Below are 21237 nucleotides of genomic sequence, written 5' to 3' on the forward strand. Positions count from 1 at the left end.
AATTAAGGAGCATCCATGCGAGTTTTACATGTAGGAGCGGAGATGTTCCCTCTGTTGAAAACGGGGGGGCTGGCTGATGTGACCGGTGCTCTCCCGGCGGCGCAAATAGCCGAGGGCGTGGATACCCGCGTGCTGCTGCCGGGGTTTCCCGCGATCCGCGACGGAGTAGGGGAACCGCAGGTGGTGGCCAGCAGGGAGACCTTCGCCGGGCCGATGACGCTGTTGTTTGGCGACTTTAACGGCGTGGGCATCTATCTGATTGATGCCCCGCATCTCTATGACCGACCGGGTAATCCTTATCATGACCCGCAGATGCAGGATTATCCCGATAACGTCCTGCGTTTCGCGCTGTTGAGTTGGGTCGCGGCTGAGCTTGCTGGCGGTCTGGATCCGTTCTGGCGGCCTGAAATCGTCCACGCCCATGACTGGCATGCGGGCCTCACGCCGGCTTATCTGGCCGCCCGCGGCAACCCCGCCAGGTCAGTGTTTACGGTGCACAACATTGCCTATCAGGGCTTGTTCCTCGCCCGGCATATGGCGGAGATCGCTTTACCGTGGTCATTCTTCCAGATGCATGGGGTGGAGTTTAAAGGACAGATCTCCTTCCTTAAGGCGGGCCTCTATTTCGCTGACCATATCACCACCGTCAGCCCGACGTATGCCCGTGAAATTACCGAACCGCAGTACGCGTTCGGTCTGGAAGAGTTGCTGCGGCAACGTCAGCGGGAAGGGCGACTGTCGGGGATCCTTAACGGCGTCGACGAAAGCATCTGGGATCCGCGCCGCGATCCGCTGCTGGCTGCGCCTTACGACCGGAACTCGCTGGCTGAGAAAGCGAAGAACAAGCAGCAGCTGCAGACGACGCTGGGGCTGAAGGAGGACGGCCGGGCGCTGTTGTTCACCGTCGTGAGCCGGCTCACCAGCCAGAAGGGGCTGGATCTGCTCCTTGGCGCACTGCCGGGAATCATTGCGCAGGGAGGGCAGCTGGCGCTACTGGGATCCGGCGACCCGGATTTGCAGGCCCGTTTTCTTGCCGCTGCGGCGCAATACTCCGGGCAGGTGAGTATCCGGATCGGTTACGACGAGGCGCTGTCGCATCAGATGATTGGCGGCGCCGACGTCATCCTGGTGCCCAGCCGTTTTGAACCCTGCGGTCTGACCCAGCTCTATGGCCTTCGCTACGGCACATTGCCGCTGGTTCGTCGCACCGGCGGACTGGCGGATACCGTCGCCGACTGTTCGCTCGAAAACCTTGCTGACGGGATCGCGAGCGGATTTGTGTTTACCGACAGCGAGACTGAATCACTATTACATGCCATCCACCGGGCCTTTGTCCTGTGGTCCCGTCCATCGCTGTGGCGGTACGTGCAACGTCAGGCAATGAGCATGGATTTTAGCTGGCAAATTGCCGCTAAGTCTTTCCACCAGTTGTATCAGCGTATTATTTAATTGCTACGGATAAGAAAAATGGAACCACGCTTAAGTTATATTTCACCCAGTCTGAATGAAGAAGCGCTACAGCATGCTATCGCTTATAAGCTCATGTTTATTCTTGGTAAAGATCCCTCACTTGCCAATAAACATGAATGGCTCAACGCCACGCTGTTCGCCGTTCGCGATCGGCTGGTAGAACGTTGGCTGCGGGCGCATCGGGCGCGGATCTCGCAGCAGGCCCGGCAGGTTTATTATCTGTCGATGGAGTTTCTCATCGGCCGAACCCTCTCTAATGCCTTACTGTCGCTGGGCATCTATGAGGATGTGAAAACGGCTCTGGCAGGGATGGGGCTGGATCTGGAAGAGCTGATTGATGAGGAGAACGATCCGGGGCTGGGCAACGGCGGTCTCGGTCGTCTGGCGGCCTGTTTTCTCGATTCCCTGGCCACACTGGGGCTGCCAGGCCGCGGCTATGGTATCCGCTACGACTACGGTATGTTCAAGCAAAACATCATCGACGGCCGGCAGATGGAGTCACCGGACTACTGGCTGGAGTACGGTAACCCGTGGGAATTCGAGCGCCATAAAACCCGCTATACCGTGCGCTTTGGCGGACGTGTTCAACATGAGGGCAAAAACTCACGCTGGCTGGAAACCGAAGAAATTATTGCCGTGGCCTACGATCAGATTATCCCGGGTTATGACACCGATGCCACCAACACCCTGCGTTTGTGGAGTGCCCAGGCCAGCAGTGAAATTAATCTCGGTAAATTTAACCAGGGGGACTATTTCGCCGCCGTGGAGGATAAGAACCACTCTGAGAACGTTTCCCGCGTGCTTTACCCGGACGACTCGACCTATTCCGGGCGTGAACTGCGCCTGCGTCAGGAGTATTTCCTTGTTTCGGCGACGGTACAGGACATCCTCACCCGTCATTACCAGCTGTATCAAACCTATGACAACCTGGCGGATAAAATTGCTATCCACCTCAATGACACCCATCCGGTGCTGTCGATCCCGGAGCTGATGCGTCTGCTGATTGACGAACACCGCTTCAGCTGGGATGACGCGTTTGAGGTGACCTGTCGGGTCTTCTCCTACACCAACCATACCCTGATGAGCGAAGCGCTGGAGACCTGGCCTGTCGATATGCTGGGGAAAATCCTGCCGCGCCATTTGCAGATTATCTTCGAGATTAATGACTATTTTCTGAAAACGATGCAGGAGCACTATCCCGATGATATGGCGTTGCTGAGCCGGACCTCGATTATTGATGAGTCCAATGGTCGCCGCGTGCGGATGGCCTGGCTGGCGGTAGTGGTCAGTCACAAGGTTAACGGCGTGTCGGAACTGCACTCCCGGCTGATGGTGGAGTCGCTATTTGCCGATTTCGCCAGAATCTTTCCGCGCCGCTTCACCAACGTGACTAACGGCGTCACGCCGCGCCGCTGGCTGGCTGCCGCTAACCCGTCCCTTGCCGCGGTTCTGGACCGCCATATCGGCCAGACCTGGCGAACGGATTTAAGCCAGCTGAGCGAAATGGGGGAATATCAGGATTATCCGCTGGTTAACCAGGCCGTCAGCGCCGCCAAACTGGCGAATAAACAGCGTCTGGCCGATTATATCGCCCGTCAGCTGGGCGTGGTGGTGAACCCGAACGCGCTGTTTGATGTGCAAATTAAACGGATCCACGAATATAAACGCCAGCTGATGAATGTGCTGCATGTGATCACCCGCTACAACCGTATCAAGGCGGACCCGCAGGCCGAATGGGTGCCGCGAGTGGTGATTTTCGCCGGCAAAGCCGCGTCCGCTTACCACACGGCAAAACAGATCATCCATCTGATAAACGACGTCGCCAAAGTCATCAACAGCGATCCGCAGATTGGCGACAGACTAAAGGTGGTGTTCATTCCCAACTACAGCGTCAGTCTGGCGCAGATGATCATTCCGGCCGCGGACCTTTCTGAGCAGATTTCGCTGGCAGGGACTGAAGCCTCCGGGACCAGTAATATGAAGTTCGCCCTCAACGGTGCGCTGACCATTGGCACGCTGGACGGCGCCAACGTTGAGATGTTGGAGCACGTGGGTGAGGACAATATCTTTATCTTCGGTAATACCGCTGCAGAGGTCGAGGCGCTGCGCAGCAACGGCTACCAGCCGCATGATTACTACGACCAGGATCAAGAGCTGCGCCAGGCGCTGACCCAGATGGGGACCGGGGTGTTCAGCCCACAGGAGCCGGGCCGCTATCGCGGTCTGCTGGATTCGCTGATCAACTTTGGCGACCACTATCAGGTGCTGGCCGATTACCGCAGCTATGTTGACTGTCAGGACAAGGTGGATGCGCTCTACCGAACCCCGGAAGAGTGGACCGCCAAAGCGATGCTCAACATAACCCACATGGGCTATTTTTCATCGGACCGTACGGTGCGGGAGTATGCGCAAAAGATCTGGTATATCGACAAAACGCAACTCTGAGCGCGTACTGACAACCAGGAAACGCCGGGGCGGGTGGCAGGAGACCGGCCCCGTCGATGAGCGACCCGGCAGCAACACATAAATAAGCCTGACGGATATGACAGGAGAGAAAAATGACGGACAGTAAACGCGCAGGGGAGCCTGCACAACAGAGTGATTTGATTAACGTCGCTCAGCTGACCGCGCAGTACTACGTACTGAGGCCGGAAGCGGGCAACGCGGAGCATGCGGTGAAGTTTGGTACCTCTGGCCATCGTGGCAGTGCAGGGCGCCATAACTTCAATGAGCAGCATATTCTGGCGATCGCGCAGGCGATTGCGGAAGACCGCGCCAGGAACGGGATTACCGGTCCCTGCTACGTGGGTAAAGATACCCACGCGCTCTCCGAACCGGCCTTTATTTCCGTACTGGAAGTGCTGGCGGCCAACGGCGTTGATGTTATCGTGCAGGAACACAACGGTTTCACCCCGACGCCGGCCATTTCCAATGCCATCCTGGTGCACAACAAAAAAGGTGGTCCGCTGGCAGACGGCATCGTGATCACGCCGTCTCATAACCCGCCGGAAGATGGCGGTATTAAGTACAACCCGCCGAACGGCGGCCCGGCGGATACCAACGTCACCAAAGTGGTAGAGAATCGCGCTAACGAACTGCTGGCCTCGGGTCTGCAGGGCGTCAGGCGCATCTCCCTCGATGCGGCACTGGCATCCGGTCATGTTAAAAAGCAGGATCTGGTACAGCCGTTTATCGAAGGGCTGGCGGATATCGTCGACATGGCGGCAATTCAGAAAGCCGGCCTCAAGCTCGGGATCGATCCGCTGGGCGGGTCCGGTATCGAATACTGGAAACGTATTGCCGGGCACTACAAGCTCGACCTGACTATCGTCAACGATCACGTCGATCAAACCTTCCGCTTTATGCATCTGGATAAAGACGGCGCCATTCGCATGGACTGCTCATCTGAGTGCGCAATGGCGGGCCTGCTGGCGCTGCGCGATAAGTTTGACCTGGCTTTTGCTAACGATCCAGATTATGACCGTCACGGCATCGTCACGCCGGCAGGGCTGATGAACCCGAACCACTATCTGGCGGTGGCGATTAACTACCTGTTCCAGCATCGCCCGCAGTGGGGCCAGGATGTGGCGGTGGGCAAGACGCTGGTCTCTTCCGCGATGATCGACCGTGTGGTGAACGACCTCGGCCGCAGGCTGGTTGAAGTGCCGGTGGGCTTTAAATGGTTTGTTGACGGCCTGTTCGACGGCAGCTTCGGCTTCGGCGGAGAAGAGAGCGCGGGCGCCTCGTTCCTGCGTTTTGACGGAACGCCGTGGTCGACCGACAAAGACGGGATCATCATGTGCCTGCTGGCGGCGGAAATCACCGCCGTCACCGGTAAAAACCCGCAGGAGCACTACGACGAACTGGCCGCCCGCTTCGGCGCGCCGAGCTATAACCGGCTGCAGGCTTCGGCCACTTCCGCACAGAAAGCGGTGCTGTCGAAGCTGTCGCCGGAAATGGTCAGGGCCAGTCAGCTGGCGGGTGACCCGATCACTGCGCGTCTGACCGCCGCGCCGGGCAACGGCGCATCGATTGGTGGCCTGAAAGTGATGACCGACAACGGCTGGTTCGCCGCCCGACCGTCAGGTACGGAAGACGCTTACAAGATCTACTGCGAGAGCTTCCTCGGGGAAGCACATCGCAAGCAGATCGAGAAAGAAGCGGTGGAAATCGTGAATAGCGTGCTAGCGGCGCACCAGTAGAGCAGTTGACGTACTCCGCTGAGCCGGAGTACGTCATAGTTACCCGGCGACACCAATACAGGCACCACTTTGTCAGAACATAAGGAACGGGACGCTTCGCAAAAGGTATTGCTGCGGGGACTATATGAATATCTATGTTATTACCAATAATAATTTCATGCTTGTAGGTCTGAAATGTATGTTCAGCGACAACAGCCTCTCCGTCAACAGGGTTGTGTTTTCACGGGTCAGCGATATTGCCTTCAGCAACAGCGATGTGGTGATTGTGGAGTCAGAGCTGAACACCGGCGATGCCGAACGTCTCAAGTACCTACACATTTCACCGGTCAATCTTATCTTTTTATTAAAACCGGCGTCAGGAATGAGCGGGACAGGGCGTGAAGCGGTATGCATTGACACTGAATTAAGCGGTAATGAATATCTCATGATGAGGCAGGCGTTTAAAAAAATGGGGATCAATCTGAAGAGGGACAAGTTGTCATTTACCAAAAGAGAAACACATGTTATCAATATGATTTTAAATGGTTATTCGATAGATGAAATTTCCCGTAGCCTGCTGATCTCCAAAAAAACGGTTCAGTCTTTTGTCGGTATTGTTTTGCATAAACTGAATACCACCAAAATAAGTGGAATATACCGCAAAAAAAATCTCATCATCGACAGTTTTGCCAGGAGGAGCCTGCATCGTTAGGATGCCCTATAAACTAATGATCTGCTTATGGAAAGTCACTATTTCATATATTAAGTTTCAACTAAATTTGTTATAAATTATTTTATGTTGTTATGTTGAACGGGGTTTGATTATTGGTATGCTTCAGAAAAAATAAACATACATCATGGGTGCTAACATGATGAAAATATATGAAACTATAGTCATCAAATGATTTAAGCATACAATAAATAATATAGGATTATATCCTCTATCTGTGAATGGTGGGCGGCAGAGGAAAAACGGGATATATATTTATGCATTTCATCTTTTTATTATAAAAAACTGTTATGTAAATTCTGTAGCGGGAGGGGGTATGTTTAGTGAAGACGCACACTATGAATTTCTAAAAAGATATTACAGAGCGGAGTTTTTTGAAGGAAGAAATGGTTCCATTTGGGGAATAAATTATTCTTACAATTTGGCAAGGGTGGGTATGAATATGCTTGAAAGATATGGCTATGGGATAATATTAAAGCATGAATCTATCACTGGTGAAACCATTTACTATGATCGTAGTCTGACGATACTATTTGGTGACAGAATTACACAGGCCCTGGGAGGTCAGTATTGCAACAGAGAAATGAGAGAATAATGATTTAATATATTTTTTAATCGCTCGTTAAACATTGGAACTTTTCTCAGAACGTGACTGCAATGTCTTCAACGCATCTAACATGTCGTCGCCGTTCAGTGAGCGCTGCGATTATTTCTCTGTTGGTTTTCTGCGCCGCCGCAAAGAGCCATCACCGGCAGGGATCGCCTGTGAACGGTTGTTATCGCGTTTATCCTGAACATCAATCTAAATTGAAATGTCCGCATGTAGGTTATGTTTCAGCCTTTGCCGAAGATGTCTTTACTCCGGGTCTGAAGTTGCTGCAGGGCTTCCAGCATGTCGTTATGGTCCAGACTTCGTTGTGATTTCTTGCCGGGTTGTTTCTTTCTGCGTGAGGTCTGGCCGTCCAGTGATGGCAGGGCCTGTGAGCGGGTGTTGTCCCGTTTGTCCTGAACCAGCTTTATCATTTCCAGGGCACGTCCCAGACGCTTGTTGTCGATGATGGCGCCCTGGTCCAGTTCTCCCAGTCGGTCGTAAGTGGTAAAGGGCAGGGAAGTGCCGCTGGCCCGGAGCTCAATGTCACCATCCGGGTATTGCCATACCTCGATGTACTTCCCCTGAAAACGCCGGTTTTCTTCATTATCTTCAAGCAGATAAAGCTTTTTATCATACTGTAATGTCAGGTTTTTCGAGACCTTACGCTGCTCGCGCCAGGTGAATGTCGCCTGCAGGTTTTCGCCATTATCCAGCTGGCGATGTACGTCAAAATCGTGACGTGGCGGCTTTGCAAACCGACGGTTGTAATCTTCCATGAACTCATCAGCAAAGGCGTTTGCAGCCTCAGGTGTGCTGATACCGCGGAGCCGCAGTTCCTTGACCAGGCGGTCCTGTAATGTCAGATGAGCCCGTTCAACACGCCCCTTGGCTGAACTGGTGTTGGCACAGATACCAGTGATATTCAACTCGTTCATGGCACGACCAAACTGAGTCTGGCCATCTCCGCCGGTGGCCTGCTTGTTGTTGATCCTGAAGACGCTGGCTTTGTCGCTGTAGAATGCCAGAGGCTTACCGTAGCGCTCCAGATATCCCCGGGTGGCTTCAAAATAGGTGAACGTGGACTCCGAACTGACGAACAGAAGCTGCATCAACCGACTTGTTGCATCATCAACGTAAACGAGCAGCGTGCAGGCCGGACCACGGTCCTCGAACCAGCGATGTTCACTGCCATCAATCTGGATGAGTTCGCCGGTGCAGGCCCGACGTGGGCGTGGCTGATGCACACGAGGTGGCCGTAACTTACGAGGGATCCATAAACCATCCCGGGTCATAAGCTTACGTAGGGGTTTGACGGTCAATGATGTAAAAAACCACGCCAAGACGATAACTTTCTGTTTTTAATGAATTAACATAAGCCTCTGTGTTAGTGAGGTTTTTCCCGATGATACCCTTGATAAACTAAGTCGGGGTCTGAGGGCCAATGGAACGAAAACGTACGCTAAGGAAATAACCAATTGTTATAATTGATATTATTCATTCTTCTCTATGAACTGAAAGCCCGCACTAAGCAATGTTTTAGCCTCAAATGACTTTTTTACCTACCCAACTAACGTAACGATCGCACATCAGGTCGTTTTTCAACCGCATAGTGACACCTGCACTCACATGCGAGAAAACACATATGATTTTGACTTCTTGTTTTGGTGGAGAGACAATACCCATTCATAGCAGGAGTACATAATGCCAGAAATTGCATCCCTACAACTTTTCAAAATACTATCTGATGAAACCCGCCTGGGTATCGTGCTACTGCTCAGGGAGATGGGGGAGCTGTGCGTATGCGATCTCTGCACAGCGCTGGAACAATCACAACCCAAGACCTCCCGCCATCTGGCGATGCTTCGGGAAAGTGGCCTGTTGCTGGATCGCAAGCAGGGGAAATGGGTTCATTATCGCTTATCCCCGCATATTCCTTCCTGGGCTGCCCTGGTGATTGAGCAGGCCTGGTTAAGTCAACAGGACGACGTACAGGCCATCGCCCGTAAGCTGGCATCGGCCAACTGCTCTGGCAGCGGTAAGGCTGTTTGTATCTAAAAATTTTGCCTGTACATATATGTTTTTACGAATATGAGGTGTTAAAGATGAAAATGTTAACGGTGTTTGATCCGGCGATGTGCTGCAGTACCGGCGTTTGTGGTTCAGATGTCGATCAGGTTTTGGTCAATTTTTCTGCTGATGTGCAATGGCTGAAAGGGCGTGGGGTTCAGATCGAACGTTATAACCTGGCGCAGCAGCCTATGAGCTTCGTTGAGAACGAAAAAGCGAAAGCATTCCTTGAGGCTTCTGGAGCTGAAGGGCTTCCGCTGCTGTTGCTTGATGGTGAAACGGTGATGGCCGGGCGATACCCAAAACGCGCTGAACTGGCTCGCTGGTTTGGTATACCGCTGGAAAAGGTGGGTTTAGCTTCCACCAGTTGCTGTGGTGGTAAAACTTCCTGTTGTTGAGTATGTCAGGAGGACATATGAAATTCTTAGAGAATATCCCGTCTTACCTGTTTTTCACCGGTAAGGGAGGTGTAGGCAAAACTTCGATTTCCTGCGCAACGGCTATACGTCTGGCTGAACTGGGAAAGCGTGTTCTGCTTGTCAGTACCGACCCGGCTTCCAATGTCGGTCAGGTATTCGATCAGACTATCGGTAACACTATCCAGCCCGTGACTGCTGTGTCTGGTCTTTCGGCTCTGGAGATTGACCCGCAGGACGCCGCCCAGCAATACCGCGCCAGAATCGTTGACCCTATTAAAGGTCTTTTGCCTGATGACGTTGTTAACAGCATCAGTGAACAGCTTTCAGGAGCTTGTACGACAGAGATCGCTGCATTCGACGAGTTTACTGGCTTACTGACTGACGCTTCTCTGCTGACCCGCTTTGATCACATCATTTTTGATACTGCCCCAACTGGCCACACTATTCGCCTTCTTCAGCTTCCCGGAGCCTGGAGCAGCTTCATCGAAAGTAACCCGGATGGTGCTTCCTGTCTTGGTCCAATGGCTGGGCTGGAAAAACAACGCGAGCAATATGCTCATGCGGTTGAGGCATTATCCGATCCTGAACGAACTCGCCTTGTGCTGGTCGCGCGATTGCAAAAATCAACACTGCAGGAAGTCGCTCGTACTCATGACGAATTATCAGCTATTGGCCTTAAAAATCAGTATTTAGTCATTAACGGTGTCCTGCCTGCGAGCGAAGCAGAACGTGATGCACTGGCCGCTGCAATATGGCAACGGGAGCAAGAGGCGCTGGCAAATCTTCCTGCCGGGTTATCTGATTTGCCGACAGACAACTTATACCTGCAGCCGCTGAACATGGTTGGTGTATCCGCATTGAAAGGCCTGCTCAACGAACACGCTGAGATAACATCGCTTACTGAACAAAGCCCACAGAACAAGCCAGAGAATATGTCGTTGTCTGTCCTGGTTGATGATATCGCCCGCAGTGAACACGGTTTGATTATGCTGATGGGCAAAGGTGGTGTGGGCAAAACCACAATGGCTGCGGCTATCGCCGTCAGTCTGGCGGATAAGGGTTTTGATGTGCATCTCACCACCTCAGATCCTGCTGCACATCTCAGTACAACGCTCAATGGCAGCCTCAAAAATCTGCAGGTCAGCCGAATCAACCCTCACGATGAAACTGAACGCTATCGTCAGCATGTTCTTGAGACGAAAGGCAGGGATCTGGATGAGGCTGGGAAACGGCTGCTCGAAGAGGATTTACGTTCTCCTTGCACAGAAGAGATTGCGGTGTTCCAGGCGTTTTCACGCGTAATTCGTGAAGCTGGCAAACGGTTTGTGGTCATGGATACGGCACCTACCGGGCATACGCTATTACTGCTTGATGCTACCGGGGCTTATCACCGTGAGATTGCCAGGAAGATGGGGGATAAAGGTCATTTTACCACTCCGATGATGCAGCTTCAGGACCAGGAACGTACCAAAGTTTTGCTGGTCACTCTGCCTGAAACCACACCTGTACTGGAAGCGGCAAACCTGCAGTCCGATCTTGAACGTGCGGGGATTCATCCCTGGGGCTGGATTATCAATAACAGCCTTTCGATTGCACAGACGCAATCGCCGCTGCTTTGCCAGCGCGCCCTACAAGAGCGTCCTCAAATCGAGGTTGTGAAAAACCAGCATGCAAGCCGCATAGCGTTAGTACCGGTAATGGCTGCAGAGCCCACTGGCATCGAGAAACTCAGAGAGCTGGTTGTTTAATTTTTTTTGTATATACAGGGCGGCAAAGCCGTCCTGTCTGGAGGATTTATGTTACTGGCAGGCGCTATTTTTGTCCTGACCATCGTTTTGGTTATCTGGCAACCGAAGGGATTAGGGATCGGCTGGAGTGCGACGCTGGGCGCGGTACTGGCGCTGATCTCTGGCGTAGTCCATTTTGGTGATATCCCTGTAGTGTGGAATATTGTCTGGAATGCGACGGCGACCTTTATTGCCGTGATTATTATCAGCCTTCTGCTCGATGAATCGGGCTTTTTCGAATGGGCGGCGCTGCACGTTTCACGTTGGGGTAACGGTCGCGGGCGTTTGCTGTTTACCTATATCGTTTTGCTCGGCGCAGCGGTGGCGGCACTGTTTGCCAACGATGGTGCGGCATTGATTCTGACGCCAATTGTTATCGCCATGCTGCTTGCATTAGGTTTCAGCAAAGGCACTACGCTGGCATTTGTCATGGCCGCCGGGTTTATTGCCGATACGGCCAGTCTGCCGCTTATCGTGTCCAACCTGGTTAACATCGTTTCTGCAGACTTCTTTGGGCTGGGTTTCACTGAGTATGCGTCGGTAATGGTGCCGGTGGATATCGCAGCCATTATCGCCACGCTGGTGATGCTGCATCTGTTCTTCCGCAAAGATATTCCGCCAACTTACGACCTGGCTCTCCTGAAAGCACCGGCAAAAGCGATTAAAGATCTGGCAACCTTCAGAACCGGCTGGATAGTGTTGATCCTTCTTCTGGTTGGCTTTTTCGTCCTTGAGCCGTTGGGTATCCCGGTCAGTGCGATTGCTGCTGTAGGGGCTGTCATTCTGTTTGCGGTGGCGAAGCGAGGTCATGCCATTAACACTGGCAAAGTGCTTCGCGGTGCGCCATGGCAGATCGTCATATTCTCTCTGGGAATGTATCTGGTGATCTATGGTCTGCGTAATGCCGGACTAACAGAATACCTCTCCGGTGTGTTGAACGTGCTGGCAGATAAAGGACTTTGGGCCGCGACGTTTGGTACTGGCTTCCTGACGGCTTTCCTCTCTTCCATCATGAACAATATGCCTACCGTGCTGGTTGGTGCTCTCTCTATTGATGGCAGCACTGCAACAGGCGTTATCAAAGAGGCGATGATTTTTGCCAACGTGATTGGCTGCGATCTTGGACCGAAAATTACACCTATTGGTAGCCTGGCAACGTTGCTCTGGCTGCATGTCCTTTCACAGAAGAACATGACCATCACATGGGGATACTATTTCCGCACCGGGATCGTCATGACTCTGCCTGTGCTGTTTGTAACGCTGGCCGCGCTGGCGCTACGTCTCTCTTTCACTTTGTAATGAGATACTGATATGAGCAACATCACCATTTATCACAACCCAGCCTGCGGCACGTCGCGTAATACGCTGGAGATGATCCGCAACAGCGGTATCGAGCCGACCGTTATTCTTTACCTTGAGACTCCACCTTCACGCGATGAGCTGGTCAAACTCATTGCAGATATGGGCATTTCCGTCCGTACTTTGCTGCGTAAGAACGTCGAGCCGTATGAGGAACTGGGTCTTGCAGAAGATAAATTTACTGACGACCAGCTCATCGACTTTATGCTACAGCATCCGATTCTGATCAACCGTCCGATCGTAGTGACGCCACTGGGAACTAAACTTTGCCGTCCTTCAGAGGTTGTTCTCGATATCCTTCCAGATGCCCAGAAAGCGGCTTTCACCAAGGAAGACGGTGAAAAAGTCGTTGATGATTCAGGTAAAAGACTGAAATAAAGACGAAGGGGGCATTTGCCCCCTTCATTATTACTTCGCCATTTCTTCCAGCAGGTCAATACCAACCGGCTCTTCGCTCTGTAGCGCTGTTAATGCAATACGCTTTGCATACTGCTCTTCCACATCAGAGATGAGAGGCAGCTCGCGGTTCGCCCTGATCTTCAGGAAAGGCGAAGACGGTTGAGCAGCTGCCAGGCTGTTATTAACGACCCATGCCCACGGCTCGATGCCAGCTCGGCGTAGATCCTGCTGCAGGTTAGCGGCTTCCAGTACAGGTGTCGTTTCGGCAAGCGTCACGATAATCACCTTCGTCTTCTCCGGGTCTGCTGCTTTTTCGCTATCACCTGTCTTCGATGTCAGAAAGCGAGAGAATTCGGCTTCATGCTGTCGCCAGAACACACTCATGCAATTGTTGAATGCCTTTACATCACTCATGTTCGTCCTCAAATTTTGCTCAGATTAACCCGGCTCTCATCTTCCAGAATTTTATAAACAGTGGAACGGGCAATACTGAGCCGGCGGGCAATATCTGTTGCACCAGTTCCCTGCTGATGAAGTGCCAGTACACTATTTCTGTCGATGATGCGCTTTCGGCCAAACCGGATACCTTTCAGCCTGGCCTCCTGCCGTCCTTCGTTCGTACGCTCCAGAATCCTCCTGCGTTCGGCCTGGGCTACAGCTGAAAGAATGGTCACAACCATTTTCCCCATTTCACCGTCGGTGCTGATCCCGTCGTCTATGAATCGGACCGCGACTCCCTGAGCGTCGAATTCTTTTATCAGTTGGATCATATCGGCAGTGTCGCGGCCAAGCCGGTCGAGTTTCTTCACCAGGATGACGTCACCTTCCTCCACCTTCATTCGCAGCAGATCCAGTCCTTTCCTGTCGGTAGAACTGCCGGATGCTTTGTCGGTAAATATGCGACTGGCTTTCACCCCCGCCTCTTTAAGCCCCTTGATCTGAATATCGAGGGACTGCTGGCTTGTTGATACCCGTGCGTAACCAAAAAGTCGCATAAAAATGTATCCTAAATCAAATATCGGACAGTGGGTGTCTGTTATAACAAAAAATCGATTTAATAGACACCTAGACAACACCATTTTAGTGTGTCCGAGAATTTATAATATTTCGGACGGTTGCGAAATTGTTAATTCATGACCATCAGGCAGGGAGGCCGGTATGCCCGTCGATTTTCTGACCACTGAGCAGGAACTGAATTATGGTCGCTATGTTGCAGAACCCAATGACGTGCAGCTGGCGCGCTATTTTCATCTTGATGAGCGGGATCTTGCCTTCATTAACCAGCGGCGGGGAAGGCATAACCGGCTGGGAATTGCGCTTCAGCTCACCACCGCCCGTTTTCTGGGCACCTTTCTGACAGACTTAACCCGGGTTCTGCCAGGTGTTCAGCAATTTGTCGCGGTGCAGCTTAATATTCGCCGTCCAGAAGTCCTTACCCGCTACGCAGAACGGGTTACCACCCTCAGAGAGCATACTGCGCTGATTAAGGAATATTACGGTTACCATGAATTTGGCGATTTCCCCTGGTCTTTCCGCCTGAAGCGCCTGCTGTACACCCGCGCATGGCTCAGTAATGAGCGACCCGGCCTTATGTTTGATTTTGCCACCGCGTGGCTGCTTCAGAATAAGGTCCTGCTGCCCGGAGCAACCACACTTGTACGTCTCGTCAGTGAAATACGCGAACGGGCAAATCAGCGGCTGTGGAAGAAACTGGCCGCGTTGCCGGACAGCTGGCAGACCGCCCGCGTGACGGAGCTTCTGGACATTCCTGAGGGGCAGCGTACTTCACCGCTGGAGCAACTGAAAAAGGGACCGGTCACCGTCAGCGGCCCGGCATTTACCGAAGCGCTGGAGCGGTATATCCGGCTGCGAAACCTGGAATTTTCCCGACTGAATTTTACCGGTCTGCCTGCTATACAACTGCGTAATTTGGCCCGTTACGCAGGCATGGCGTCGGTAAAATATATCGCGCGAATGCCACAGCAGAGAAAACTGGCCGTACTCACAGCATTCGTTAAAGCGCAGGAGACTGCGGCGCTGGATGAGGCCGTTGATGTGCTCGATATGCTGATACTGGATATCACTCGTGCGGCGAAGAAAACGGGGCAGAAAAAACGGCTCAGGACGCTTAAAGATCTTGATCGTGCTGCGCTAATATTGGCGCGGGCATGTTCATTGTTGCTGGATGAACAGGCTGACGATGCTGAACTGAGGGAGACCATATTCAACAGCATACCGAAAAGCAGGCTGGCAGAATCCGTCTGCAAGGTAAATGAGCTGGCCCGGCCTCAGAACAACAATTTCCATGACGAAATGGTGGAGCAGTACGGGCGGGTAAAGCGCTTTCTTCCGGCGGTATTGCGCGACCTGCATTTCCAGGCAGCGCCAGCCGGAGAACATACGTTGTCCGCCATTCATTATCTGACCGAACTGAACTGCTCGAAAAAGCGCATCCTGGACAATGCGCCTGAACATATTATTACCGGCCCCTGGAAACGCCTGGTATACGATGCGGAGGGCCGGATACAGCGTGCCGGTTACTCGCTTTGTCTGCTGGAGCGCCTTCAGGATGCACTACGTCGAAGGGACATCTGGCTCGAAAACAGCGATCGCTGGGGAAATCCCCGCGAGAAGCTGTTGCAGGGGGAAGAATGGCAGGCTCAGCGGGTCCCCGTTTGCCGGGCGCTGGGACATCCCACTGATGGACATAAAGGCGTGCAACAGTTGGCGGTCCAGCTAGATGAAACCTGGAAAACCGTCGCATCCCGCTTTGAAGGAAATGCGGAGGTTCATATTTGCCATGACGGTAAACATCCTTCCCTGACTATCAGCAGCCTGGAGAAACTGGAGGAGCCAACATCGTTGCATCGTCTCAACAGTCGGGTAAGGCTGCTACTCCCGCCAGTAGATTTGACGGAACTGTTGCTTGAAATAGATGCCAGAACGGGATTTACACGTGAGTTTACGCATGTCAGTGAATCCGGGGCCCGGGCACAGGATCTGCACATCAGCCTGTGCGCGGTCCTGATGGCAGAGGCCTGCAATATCGGGCTGGAACCGCTGATAAAGCACAATATACCGGCGCTGACGCGCCACCGGCTTAGCTGGGTAAAACAGAATTACCTCCGGGCAGAAACGCTGGTCAGCGCCAATGCCCGCCTGGTTGATTTTCAGTCCACACTGGAGCTTGCTGGCCGCTGGGGTGGTGGCGAAGTGGCTTCAGCTGATGGCATGCGCTTTGTCACGCCGGTGAAAACCGTCAATTCAGGACCTAACAGAAAATATTTTGGTTCCGGACGTGGCATCACCTGGTACAACTTCGTCTCTGATCAGTACTCTGGATTCCACGGCATCGTTGTCCCCGGCACATTACGAGATTCCATTTTTGTGCTGGAAGGCCTTCTGGAGCAGCAGACAGGGCTGAATCCGGTTGAGATCATGACAGACACAGCCGGTACCAGCGACATTATTTTTGGCCTCTTCTGGCTGCTGGGATACCAGTTTTCCCCCCGGCTTGCCGATGCCGGTGAAGCGGTATTCTGGCGAGTGGATAAATCGGCAAATTACGGTGCACTGGACGAACTGGCACGTGGTTGTGCCGATCTGTCGAAAGCCGAGGATCAGTGGGATGAGATGATGCGAACCGCCGGTTCGCTGAAACTGGGCACCATTCATGCTTCAGAACTCATTCGCTCTTTGCTGAAAAGCTCGCGCCCATCAGGGCTGGCACAGGCGATCATGGAAGTGGGGCGCGTCAACAAGACGCTGTACCTTCTTAATTATATTGATGATGAGGATTATCGTCGGCGGATCCTGACGCAGCTAAACCGGGGGGAAGGCCGCCATGCTGTGGCGAGGGCGATCTGCTACGGGCAGCGCGGTGAGATCAGAAAGCGCTATCGTGAAGGTCAGGAAGATCAGCTGGGGGCACTGGGCCTGGTCACTAACGCAGTGGTACTGTGGAACACACTTTATATGCAGGAAGCCCTGAGCTGGATACGCAGTAATGGAGAAGAAATCGGGGTTGAAGATATCGCCCGGTTGTCCCCACTGATGCACGGGCATATCAATATGCTGGGGCATTATACGTTTACGCTACCGGAGGATATTTTGAAGGGGGAACTGAGAGAACTAAATTTCAATTTAAACAATGAATTAACTTCTTAGCGTACGTTTTCGTTCCATTGGCTCTCAAACCCCGCGGACGGAGAAGCTCGCGAAGTGCGTTACTCATAGCCACTTGGCCTTCTTGAAGCGCATGAACAGGAGAAGGCAGAACACCGCTATCACTCCGAGCACGACGAAGTAGCCATATGGCGTGTCCAGTTCCGGCATGTGCTTGAAGTTCATGCCATATATTCCGGCGATCGCCGTCGGGACCGTCAAGATCGCCGCCCAGGCCGCGAGCTGGCGAGTGACCACACCGATCCTTTGCGCTTCCAGAAGGCTGCTGGCCTCGAAGACCGTGGACAGGACAAGCAGGAGGCCGTCGACCATGGACTGCACGCGGTGGACATGGTCCGCGACGTCGTGGAAATATGGTGTCATTTCGGCGCTGATGCAGGGAAAGTGGCCGCGAACGAGCTTTCGCACCAGCTCGGCCATAGCCCCGAGCGTGCGCTGGAACCGCGTGAGTTCGGACCTTAGTTCGAAGATTCGCGCCACCTCTTCTGGCCCGAGGAAATCGTGCAGCGACCGTCGCTCCATCGCCAGGACGTCGTCCTCGATCATTTCGAAGATGGGCAGATACTGGTCGACCACTCGGTGCAAGATCGCGTGCAGCACATAGTCGACACCCTTGCCGAACTGCGTCGGCGATGCCTCGAGTTGCTCCCGAAGTTTGCCCAGCGCTCCGGCATTGCCGTGCCGCACGGTGATAAGGTGATTGTGACCGGTGAAGATCGCCATCTTGCCGTAGCTGATCCGGTCGCCGACCAGCTCGGCGGTCTGGGCGACGACGTACAACTCATCGTTGTAGACCTCGAGCTTGGGCGGGCACAGCGGGTGCATGGCGTTGTCGATCGCCAAAGGATGGAGGTTATACGTCGTCTGGATCGCGCTGAGTTCGTCTGCGGTGGGCTCGCTAAGCGCGATCCAGCAGAAGCCCGAGCGATTCTCGTTTAGTTCGACGTGCTCATCGAGCCTGATTTCACGGACTCGCTTACCTTCGTTGTAATAATATGCGGCGATAATGGTCATGCAGGCCTCGCAGGAATTCGCAGGCCACGCTGTACAGCCGGTCGCGCCAGCCCGCGTTCGAGCCATGCCTGCACGTTCGAATAGCTGCTTAGGCCGAGGATGTCGCCCGCTGCGTAGAATTCGACCAGCGCATTCACCCAGCCAAACGTCGCAATGTCCGCGATCGAGTAATCATCGACAATCCATTCGCGGCCCTCCAGCCGGTGATCCAGGACCCCGAGAAGACGCCTGGATTCATCAACAAAGCGCTGCCGAGGTCGCTTGTCCTCATAGTCCTTGCCGGCAAATCGCAGGAAAAAGCCTAGCTGTCCGAAGGTCGGCCCAACGCCCGACACCTGAAAGAACACCCAGGCCAGAGTCTCGTACCGCTGGGCGGGTGTTGTTGAGATGAGCTGCCCCGTCTTGTCGGCCAGATAGATGAGGATCGCACCGGTTTCCCATATGCCAATGGGCTGGCCGTCAGGGCCAGCCGGATCGATGATCGCGGGTATGCGGCCGTTGGGATTCAACGACACGAACGCTGGATCCTTCGACTCGTTGTTCGAGATGTCGACGAAGTGGGGCTCATACGGCAGGCCAGTCTCCTCCAGCATCATCGAGACCTTGACGCCGTTGGGCGTGGGGGCCGCGTATAGTTGCAAGCGATCCGGATAAGATGCTGGCCAGCGCTGCGTGATGGGAAAGGAGGAGAGGTCTGTCATATCTGGATCCTGGCACTGCGACGGCGGCTGAATGGAATGATCTGCTTCAAGGCCGGGTTCGACGACCGCGTCGATTGACGCGGTCGTCGGAGGTTGCGAACCGGATCGGCGCGGCACTAACGGCAGCGAAGCCTATTCCGCTGCAGCCCCGGCCGCAGGGCTCACATCGCCGGCCTCATGCCGCTTTGGAAGAACCCAGTCGGGACGGACGAAGTGGCAGGTGTAGCCGCCCGGCCGCTTCTCCAGATAATCCTGGTGATCGGGCTCGGCCTCCCAGAACTCGCCGACCGGCTGGACCTCGGTCACCACTTTGCCATCCCACAGCCCCGAGGCATCCACATCGGCGATCGTATCCTCGGCGACGCGCTTCTGCTCCTCGTCGACATAATAGATGCCCGACCGGTAGGAGAGCCCACGATCATTGCCCTGGCGGTTCAGCGTCGTCGGATCGTGGATCTGGAAGAAGAATTCCAGGATGTGCCGGTAGCTCGTCACTGTCGGGTCGAAGACAATCTCGATCCCCTCGGCATGCGTGCCGTGATTACGATACGTGGCGTTCGGAATATCGCCGCCCGTGTAACCCACACGGGTCGAGATGATGCCGGGCCGCTTGCGGATCAGATCCTGCATGCCCCAGAAACATCCTCCTGCGAGAACAGCGCGCTGATGCATGTTAAGCCTCCTCTACTTGATCGAGATATTCACCGTATCCCTCGGACTCCATCTCGTCGCGCGGGATGAAGCGAAGGGACGCAGAGTTGATGCAGTAGCGCAGACCGCCGCGGTCGGAAGGACCGTCCGGGAAAACGTGGCCCAGATGGCTGTCGGCGTGTACCGACCTGACCTCCGTCCGGACCATGCCGTGTGCACTGTCCCGCACCTCGTTCACGTTTGCCGGAACGATCGGCTTGGTGAAGCTGGGCCAGCCAGTACCCGAATCGAACTTGTCCGTTGAAGCGAACAGCGGCTCTCCCGACACTATGTCGACGTAGATGCCAGGCTCCTTGTTGTCGTTGTGCTCACCCGTGAAGGGCCTTTCGGTCCCCGAATCCTGGGTAATCCGGCGTTGCTCGGGGGTCAGGCGGTCAACTGCTGCCTGTGACTTCTCAAACTTCATGATAGTCTCCAATAATTAATCTAGAGAGCTCGACACACTGTCATTTATCTTTGCAGTCATTGCGCCGACTATAGCATGCGCCCCAGATTTATCCAATACGCTGCGCGTATAGTTTCCATAGCGCCGAAGCTCTTCACGTCGTGATTCAGTTCCACTCATACCGGGCTGCCAGCTGCGCGATGTTCCGTATCTCGACCGTTGCCGTGGAGCCGGATACTGTCGCGATCACGACTTCGCGCTCCAAGACAAATCCGTCGATCGGCCGAGTGACGAGGCCTTGCACGGTCGGCGATCGTTCCGGAAGAATGCATATGGCGTGGCCGTCAGCGACGACCCGTTGCACCCAGTCCTCGCGATCTGATCGAAAGCGAGGTCGCATGAGCAAGTCCCGTCGCGCGAAGTGATCGAGGATCCGATCGCGAAACTCGCATTTCAGGCGATCGACGAAAGGAAACTCGAGCAGGTCTTCGCCGCGCACGATCTCGTTGGCAGCCAAGGGATGGTTTGCAGAACAGCCGAGCACGAAGCGCTCCCGAAATAGAGGATGCACATCCAGCTTGCGTTCCGGTCTTGTTTCACGCGGCATGATGCACGCGTGGTATTTTCCTGAAAGCACCTCCGATGTGTCCTCGTTCGACTGGAGCGAGTGCAGCTTGATTTCGATGGATGGCATCTCCGCCAATGCGCTCTCGAAGAATGCCGTAAATTCCTTTGGTCCGACGGTGGGCGCGACGGCGACATCCAGCACGCGGTGCCCCCCCATCGCCCAGTGCTCCGAGTGATTGCGAACGCTCTTCATCGCGACCACCATGCGCCGGAATTCTGCCTCGACGTCATGGCCAAGGCCAGTCAGGCGGCTGTTCTTCCCGTCGCGATAGATCAGCGGCCCGCCAAGCTCATCTTCCAAGCGGCGGATCGCGCGGGTCAGACTTGGCTGTGACACACCGCTCAAGCGAGCGGCCGCTGTGAAATTCAGCGTCTCGGCCAAGTTGATGAAATAGCTGACTTGATTGAGTTCCATAGTCCTTTGGCCCACGCGCCTGACTGATACCTCTTCCGTGAGACCGCCTTTGGAACGCAGGTCGCAGAAGTATGCTTGGCGCATATAATCATGATATAGGGGCTTGTCTATATGCGCCAGACATATAAATGATAGCCTGAGATGACGATTACCGGTTGGCGGTGCGCTCCGCTCAGCTCCGTCGAAGGTTCTGAG

17 protein-coding genes and 2 pseudogenes are annotated in these 21237 nt (G+C 54.0%); 11 read left to right on the forward strand and 8 right to left on the reverse strand.

The window, feature by feature from the left end; translation table 11 throughout:
- The first annotated feature begins 15 nt into the window (after positions 1–15).
- The 5 genes from glgA to HV314_RS26100 all read left to right on the forward strand — a co-directional run bounded on the left by glgA (position 16) and on the right by HV314_RS26100 (position 6976).
- Positions 16–1449: a glycogen synthase GlgA gene (gene glgA / locus HV314_RS26080; RefSeq protein ID WP_004197677.1), complete on the forward strand. Its 1434-nt coding sequence runs from the start codon at positions 16–18 to the stop codon at positions 1447–1449.
- An 18-nt stretch (positions 1450–1467) separates the two neighbouring features.
- Complete coding sequence (glgP, locus tag HV314_RS26085; protein ID WP_094543334.1) at positions 1468–3915, forward strand: glycogen phosphorylase; 2448 nt, start codon at positions 1468–1470, stop codon at positions 3913–3915.
- 113 nt (positions 3916–4028) lie between these two features.
- Positions 4029–5672: a phosphoglucomutase (alpha-D-glucose-1,6-bisphosphate-dependent) gene (gene pgm / locus HV314_RS26090; RefSeq protein WP_004197675.1), complete on the forward strand. Its 1644-nt coding sequence runs from the start codon at positions 4029–4031 to the stop codon at positions 5670–5672.
- Between the two features lie 124 nt (positions 5673–5796).
- Positions 5797–6363 carry a LuxR C-terminal-related transcriptional regulator gene (locus HV314_RS26095; RefSeq protein ID WP_004197678.1) on the forward strand — a complete coding sequence of 189 codons (567 nt, stop codon included), beginning with the start codon at positions 5797–5799 and terminating at the stop codon, positions 6361–6363.
- Between the two features lie 334 nt (positions 6364–6697).
- Complete coding sequence (locus HV314_RS26100) at positions 6698–6976, forward strand: hypothetical protein (RefSeq protein WP_004197671.1); 279 nt, start codon at positions 6698–6700, stop codon at positions 6974–6976.
- Positions 6977–7215: 239 nt separating this feature from the next.
- On the opposite strand, the pseudogene HV314_RS26110 reads toward HV314_RS26100, so the two are convergent.
- Positions 7216–8277: pseudogene (locus tag HV314_RS26110) on the reverse strand (ISNCY family transposase); the annotation flags it as partial.
- 397 nt (positions 8278–8674) lie between these two features.
- Between HV314_RS26110 and arsR the strand changes: the two are divergent.
- From arsR to arsC, 5 genes are read left to right on the forward strand one after another with little or no spacing between them, the layout of a single operon-like run.
- Positions 8675–9028 (forward strand): As(III)-sensing metalloregulatory transcriptional repressor ArsR, encoded by a 354-nt coding sequence (arsR, locus tag HV314_RS26115; protein ID WP_001114073.1) that lies wholly within the window; start codon positions 8675–8677, stop codon positions 9026–9028.
- Positions 9029–9075: 47 nt separating this feature from the next.
- A complete protein-coding gene (arsD, locus tag HV314_RS26120; RefSeq protein ID WP_000783215.1) occupies positions 9076–9438 on the forward strand; it encodes an arsenite efflux transporter metallochaperone ArsD in 363 nt (120 codons plus the stop codon).
- A 17-nt stretch (positions 9439–9455) separates the two neighbouring features.
- A complete protein-coding gene (gene arsA / locus HV314_RS26125; protein ID WP_181545835.1) occupies positions 9456–11207 on the forward strand; it encodes an arsenite efflux transporter ATPase subunit ArsA in 1752 nt (583 codons plus the stop codon).
- A gap of 48 nt (positions 11208–11255) precedes the next feature.
- Positions 11256–12545, forward strand: a complete 1290-nt coding sequence (arsB, locus tag HV314_RS26130) for an arsenite efflux transporter membrane subunit ArsB (RefSeq protein WP_003026002.1) — start codon at positions 11256–11258, stop codon at positions 12543–12545.
- Between the two features lie 12 nt (positions 12546–12557).
- Positions 12558–12983 carry a glutaredoxin-dependent arsenate reductase gene (arsC, locus tag HV314_RS26135; RefSeq protein WP_000065759.1) on the forward strand — a complete coding sequence of 142 codons (426 nt, stop codon included), beginning with the start codon at positions 12558–12560 and terminating at the stop codon, positions 12981–12983.
- 30 nt (positions 12984–13013) lie between these two features.
- On the opposite strand, the pseudogene HV314_RS26140 reads toward arsC, so the two are convergent.
- A pseudogene (locus HV314_RS26140) lies at positions 13014–13307 on the reverse strand (ArsA-related P-loop ATPase); the annotation flags it as partial.
- A 119-nt stretch (positions 13308–13426) separates the two neighbouring features.
- A complete protein-coding gene (locus HV314_RS26145) occupies positions 13427–13999 on the reverse strand; it encodes a recombinase family protein (protein WP_001556711.1) in 573 nt (190 codons plus the stop codon).
- 163 nt (positions 14000–14162) lie between these two features.
- On the opposite strand from HV314_RS26145, the gene HV314_RS26150 reads away from it, so the two are divergent.
- Positions 14163–17171, forward strand: coding sequence for a Tn3 family transposase (locus HV314_RS26150; RefSeq protein ID WP_012817690.1), 3009 nt, complete (start codon positions 14163–14165; stop codon positions 17169–17171).
- 63 nt (positions 17172–17234) lie between these two features.
- On the opposite strand, the gene HV314_RS26155 is transcribed toward HV314_RS26150, so the two are convergent.
- From HV314_RS26155 to HV314_RS26175, 5 genes are all read right to left on the reverse strand, one after another.
- On the reverse strand, positions 17235–18203 hold the full coding sequence (locus HV314_RS26155; protein WP_002118270.1) for a magnesium and cobalt transport protein CorA: 969 nt from the start codon (positions 18201–18203) through the stop codon (positions 17235–17237).
- Positions 18200–18904 carry a glutathione S-transferase N-terminal domain-containing protein gene (locus tag HV314_RS26160; RefSeq protein WP_004099038.1) on the reverse strand — a complete coding sequence of 235 codons (705 nt, stop codon included), beginning with the start codon at positions 18902–18904 and terminating at the stop codon, positions 18200–18202. The genes HV314_RS26155 and HV314_RS26160 overlap by 4 nt, the downstream gene beginning before the upstream one ends.
- Before the next feature lie 132 nt (positions 18905–19036).
- Positions 19037–19576: a peptide-methionine (S)-S-oxide reductase MsrA gene (gene msrA, locus HV314_RS26165; protein WP_004099036.1), complete on the reverse strand. Its 540-nt coding sequence runs from the start codon at positions 19574–19576 to the stop codon at positions 19037–19039.
- Position 19577: 1 nt separating this feature from the next.
- On the reverse strand, positions 19578–20021 hold the full coding sequence (msrB, locus tag HV314_RS26170) for a peptide-methionine (R)-S-oxide reductase MsrB (protein WP_004099035.1): 444 nt from the start codon (positions 20019–20021) through the stop codon (positions 19578–19580).
- A gap of 145 nt (positions 20022–20166) precedes the next feature.
- Complete coding sequence (locus HV314_RS26175) at positions 20167–21042, reverse strand: LysR family transcriptional regulator (protein WP_011191349.1); 876 nt, start codon at positions 21040–21042, stop codon at positions 20167–20169.
- Positions 21043–21237 lie beyond the last annotated feature (195 nt).

The organism is Citrobacter sp. RHBSTW-00887, from assembly GCF_013728095.1.
GTDB classification, from domain to species: domain Bacteria; phylum Pseudomonadota; class Gammaproteobacteria; order Enterobacterales; family Enterobacteriaceae; genus Citrobacter; species Citrobacter braakii.

Coding starts and splice junctions, on each gene's coding strand:
- arsR (WP_001114073.1), top strand. CDS start 8,675: ATGCCAGAAATTGCATCCCTACAACTTTTCAAAATACTATCTGATGAA.
- HV314_RS26150 (WP_012817690.1), top strand. CDS start 14,163: ATGCCCGTCGATTTTCTGACCACTGAGCAGGAACTGAATTATGGTCGC.
- arsD (WP_000783215.1), top strand. CDS start 9,076: ATGAAAATGTTAACGGTGTTTGATCCGGCGATGTGCTGCAGTACCGGC.
- HV314_RS26100 (WP_004197671.1), top strand. CDS start 6,698: ATGTTTAGTGAAGACGCACACTATGAATTTCTAAAAAGATATTACAGA.
- glgP (WP_094543334.1), top strand. CDS start 1,468: ATGGAACCACGCTTAAGTTATATTTCACCCAGTCTGAATGAAGAAGCG.
- HV314_RS26155 (WP_002118270.1), bottom strand. CDS start 18,203: ATGACCATTATCGCCGCATATTATTACAACGAAGGTAAGCGAGTCCGT.
- arsC (WP_000065759.1), top strand. CDS start 12,558: ATGAGCAACATCACCATTTATCACAACCCAGCCTGCGGCACGTCGCGT.
- glgA (WP_004197677.1), top strand. CDS start 16: ATGCGAGTTTTACATGTAGGAGCGGAGATGTTCCCTCTGTTGAAAACG.
- arsB (WP_003026002.1), top strand. CDS start 11,256: ATGTTACTGGCAGGCGCTATTTTTGTCCTGACCATCGTTTTGGTTATC.
- pgm (WP_004197675.1), top strand. CDS start 4,029: ATGACGGACAGTAAACGCGCAGGGGAGCCTGCACAACAGAGTGATTTG.
- HV314_RS26175 (WP_011191349.1), bottom strand. CDS start 21,042: ATGGAACTCAATCAAGTCAGCTATTTCATCAACTTGGCCGAGACGCTG.
- HV314_RS26095 (WP_004197678.1), top strand. CDS start 5,797: ATGAATATCTATGTTATTACCAATAATAATTTCATGCTTGTAGGTCTG.
- msrB (WP_004099035.1), bottom strand. CDS start 20,021: ATGAAGTTTGAGAAGTCACAGGCAGCAGTTGACCGCCTGACCCCCGAG.
- HV314_RS26145 (WP_001556711.1), bottom strand. CDS start 13,999: ATGCGACTTTTTGGTTACGCACGGGTATCAACAAGCCAGCAGTCCCTC.
- msrA (WP_004099036.1), bottom strand. CDS start 19,576: ATGCATCAGCGCGCTGTTCTCGCAGGAGGATGTTTCTGGGGCATGCAG.
- arsA (WP_181545835.1), top strand. CDS start 9,456: ATGAAATTCTTAGAGAATATCCCGTCTTACCTGTTTTTCACCGGTAAG.
- HV314_RS26160 (WP_004099038.1), bottom strand. CDS start 18,904: ATGACAGACCTCTCCTCCTTTCCCATCACGCAGCGCTGGCCAGCATCT.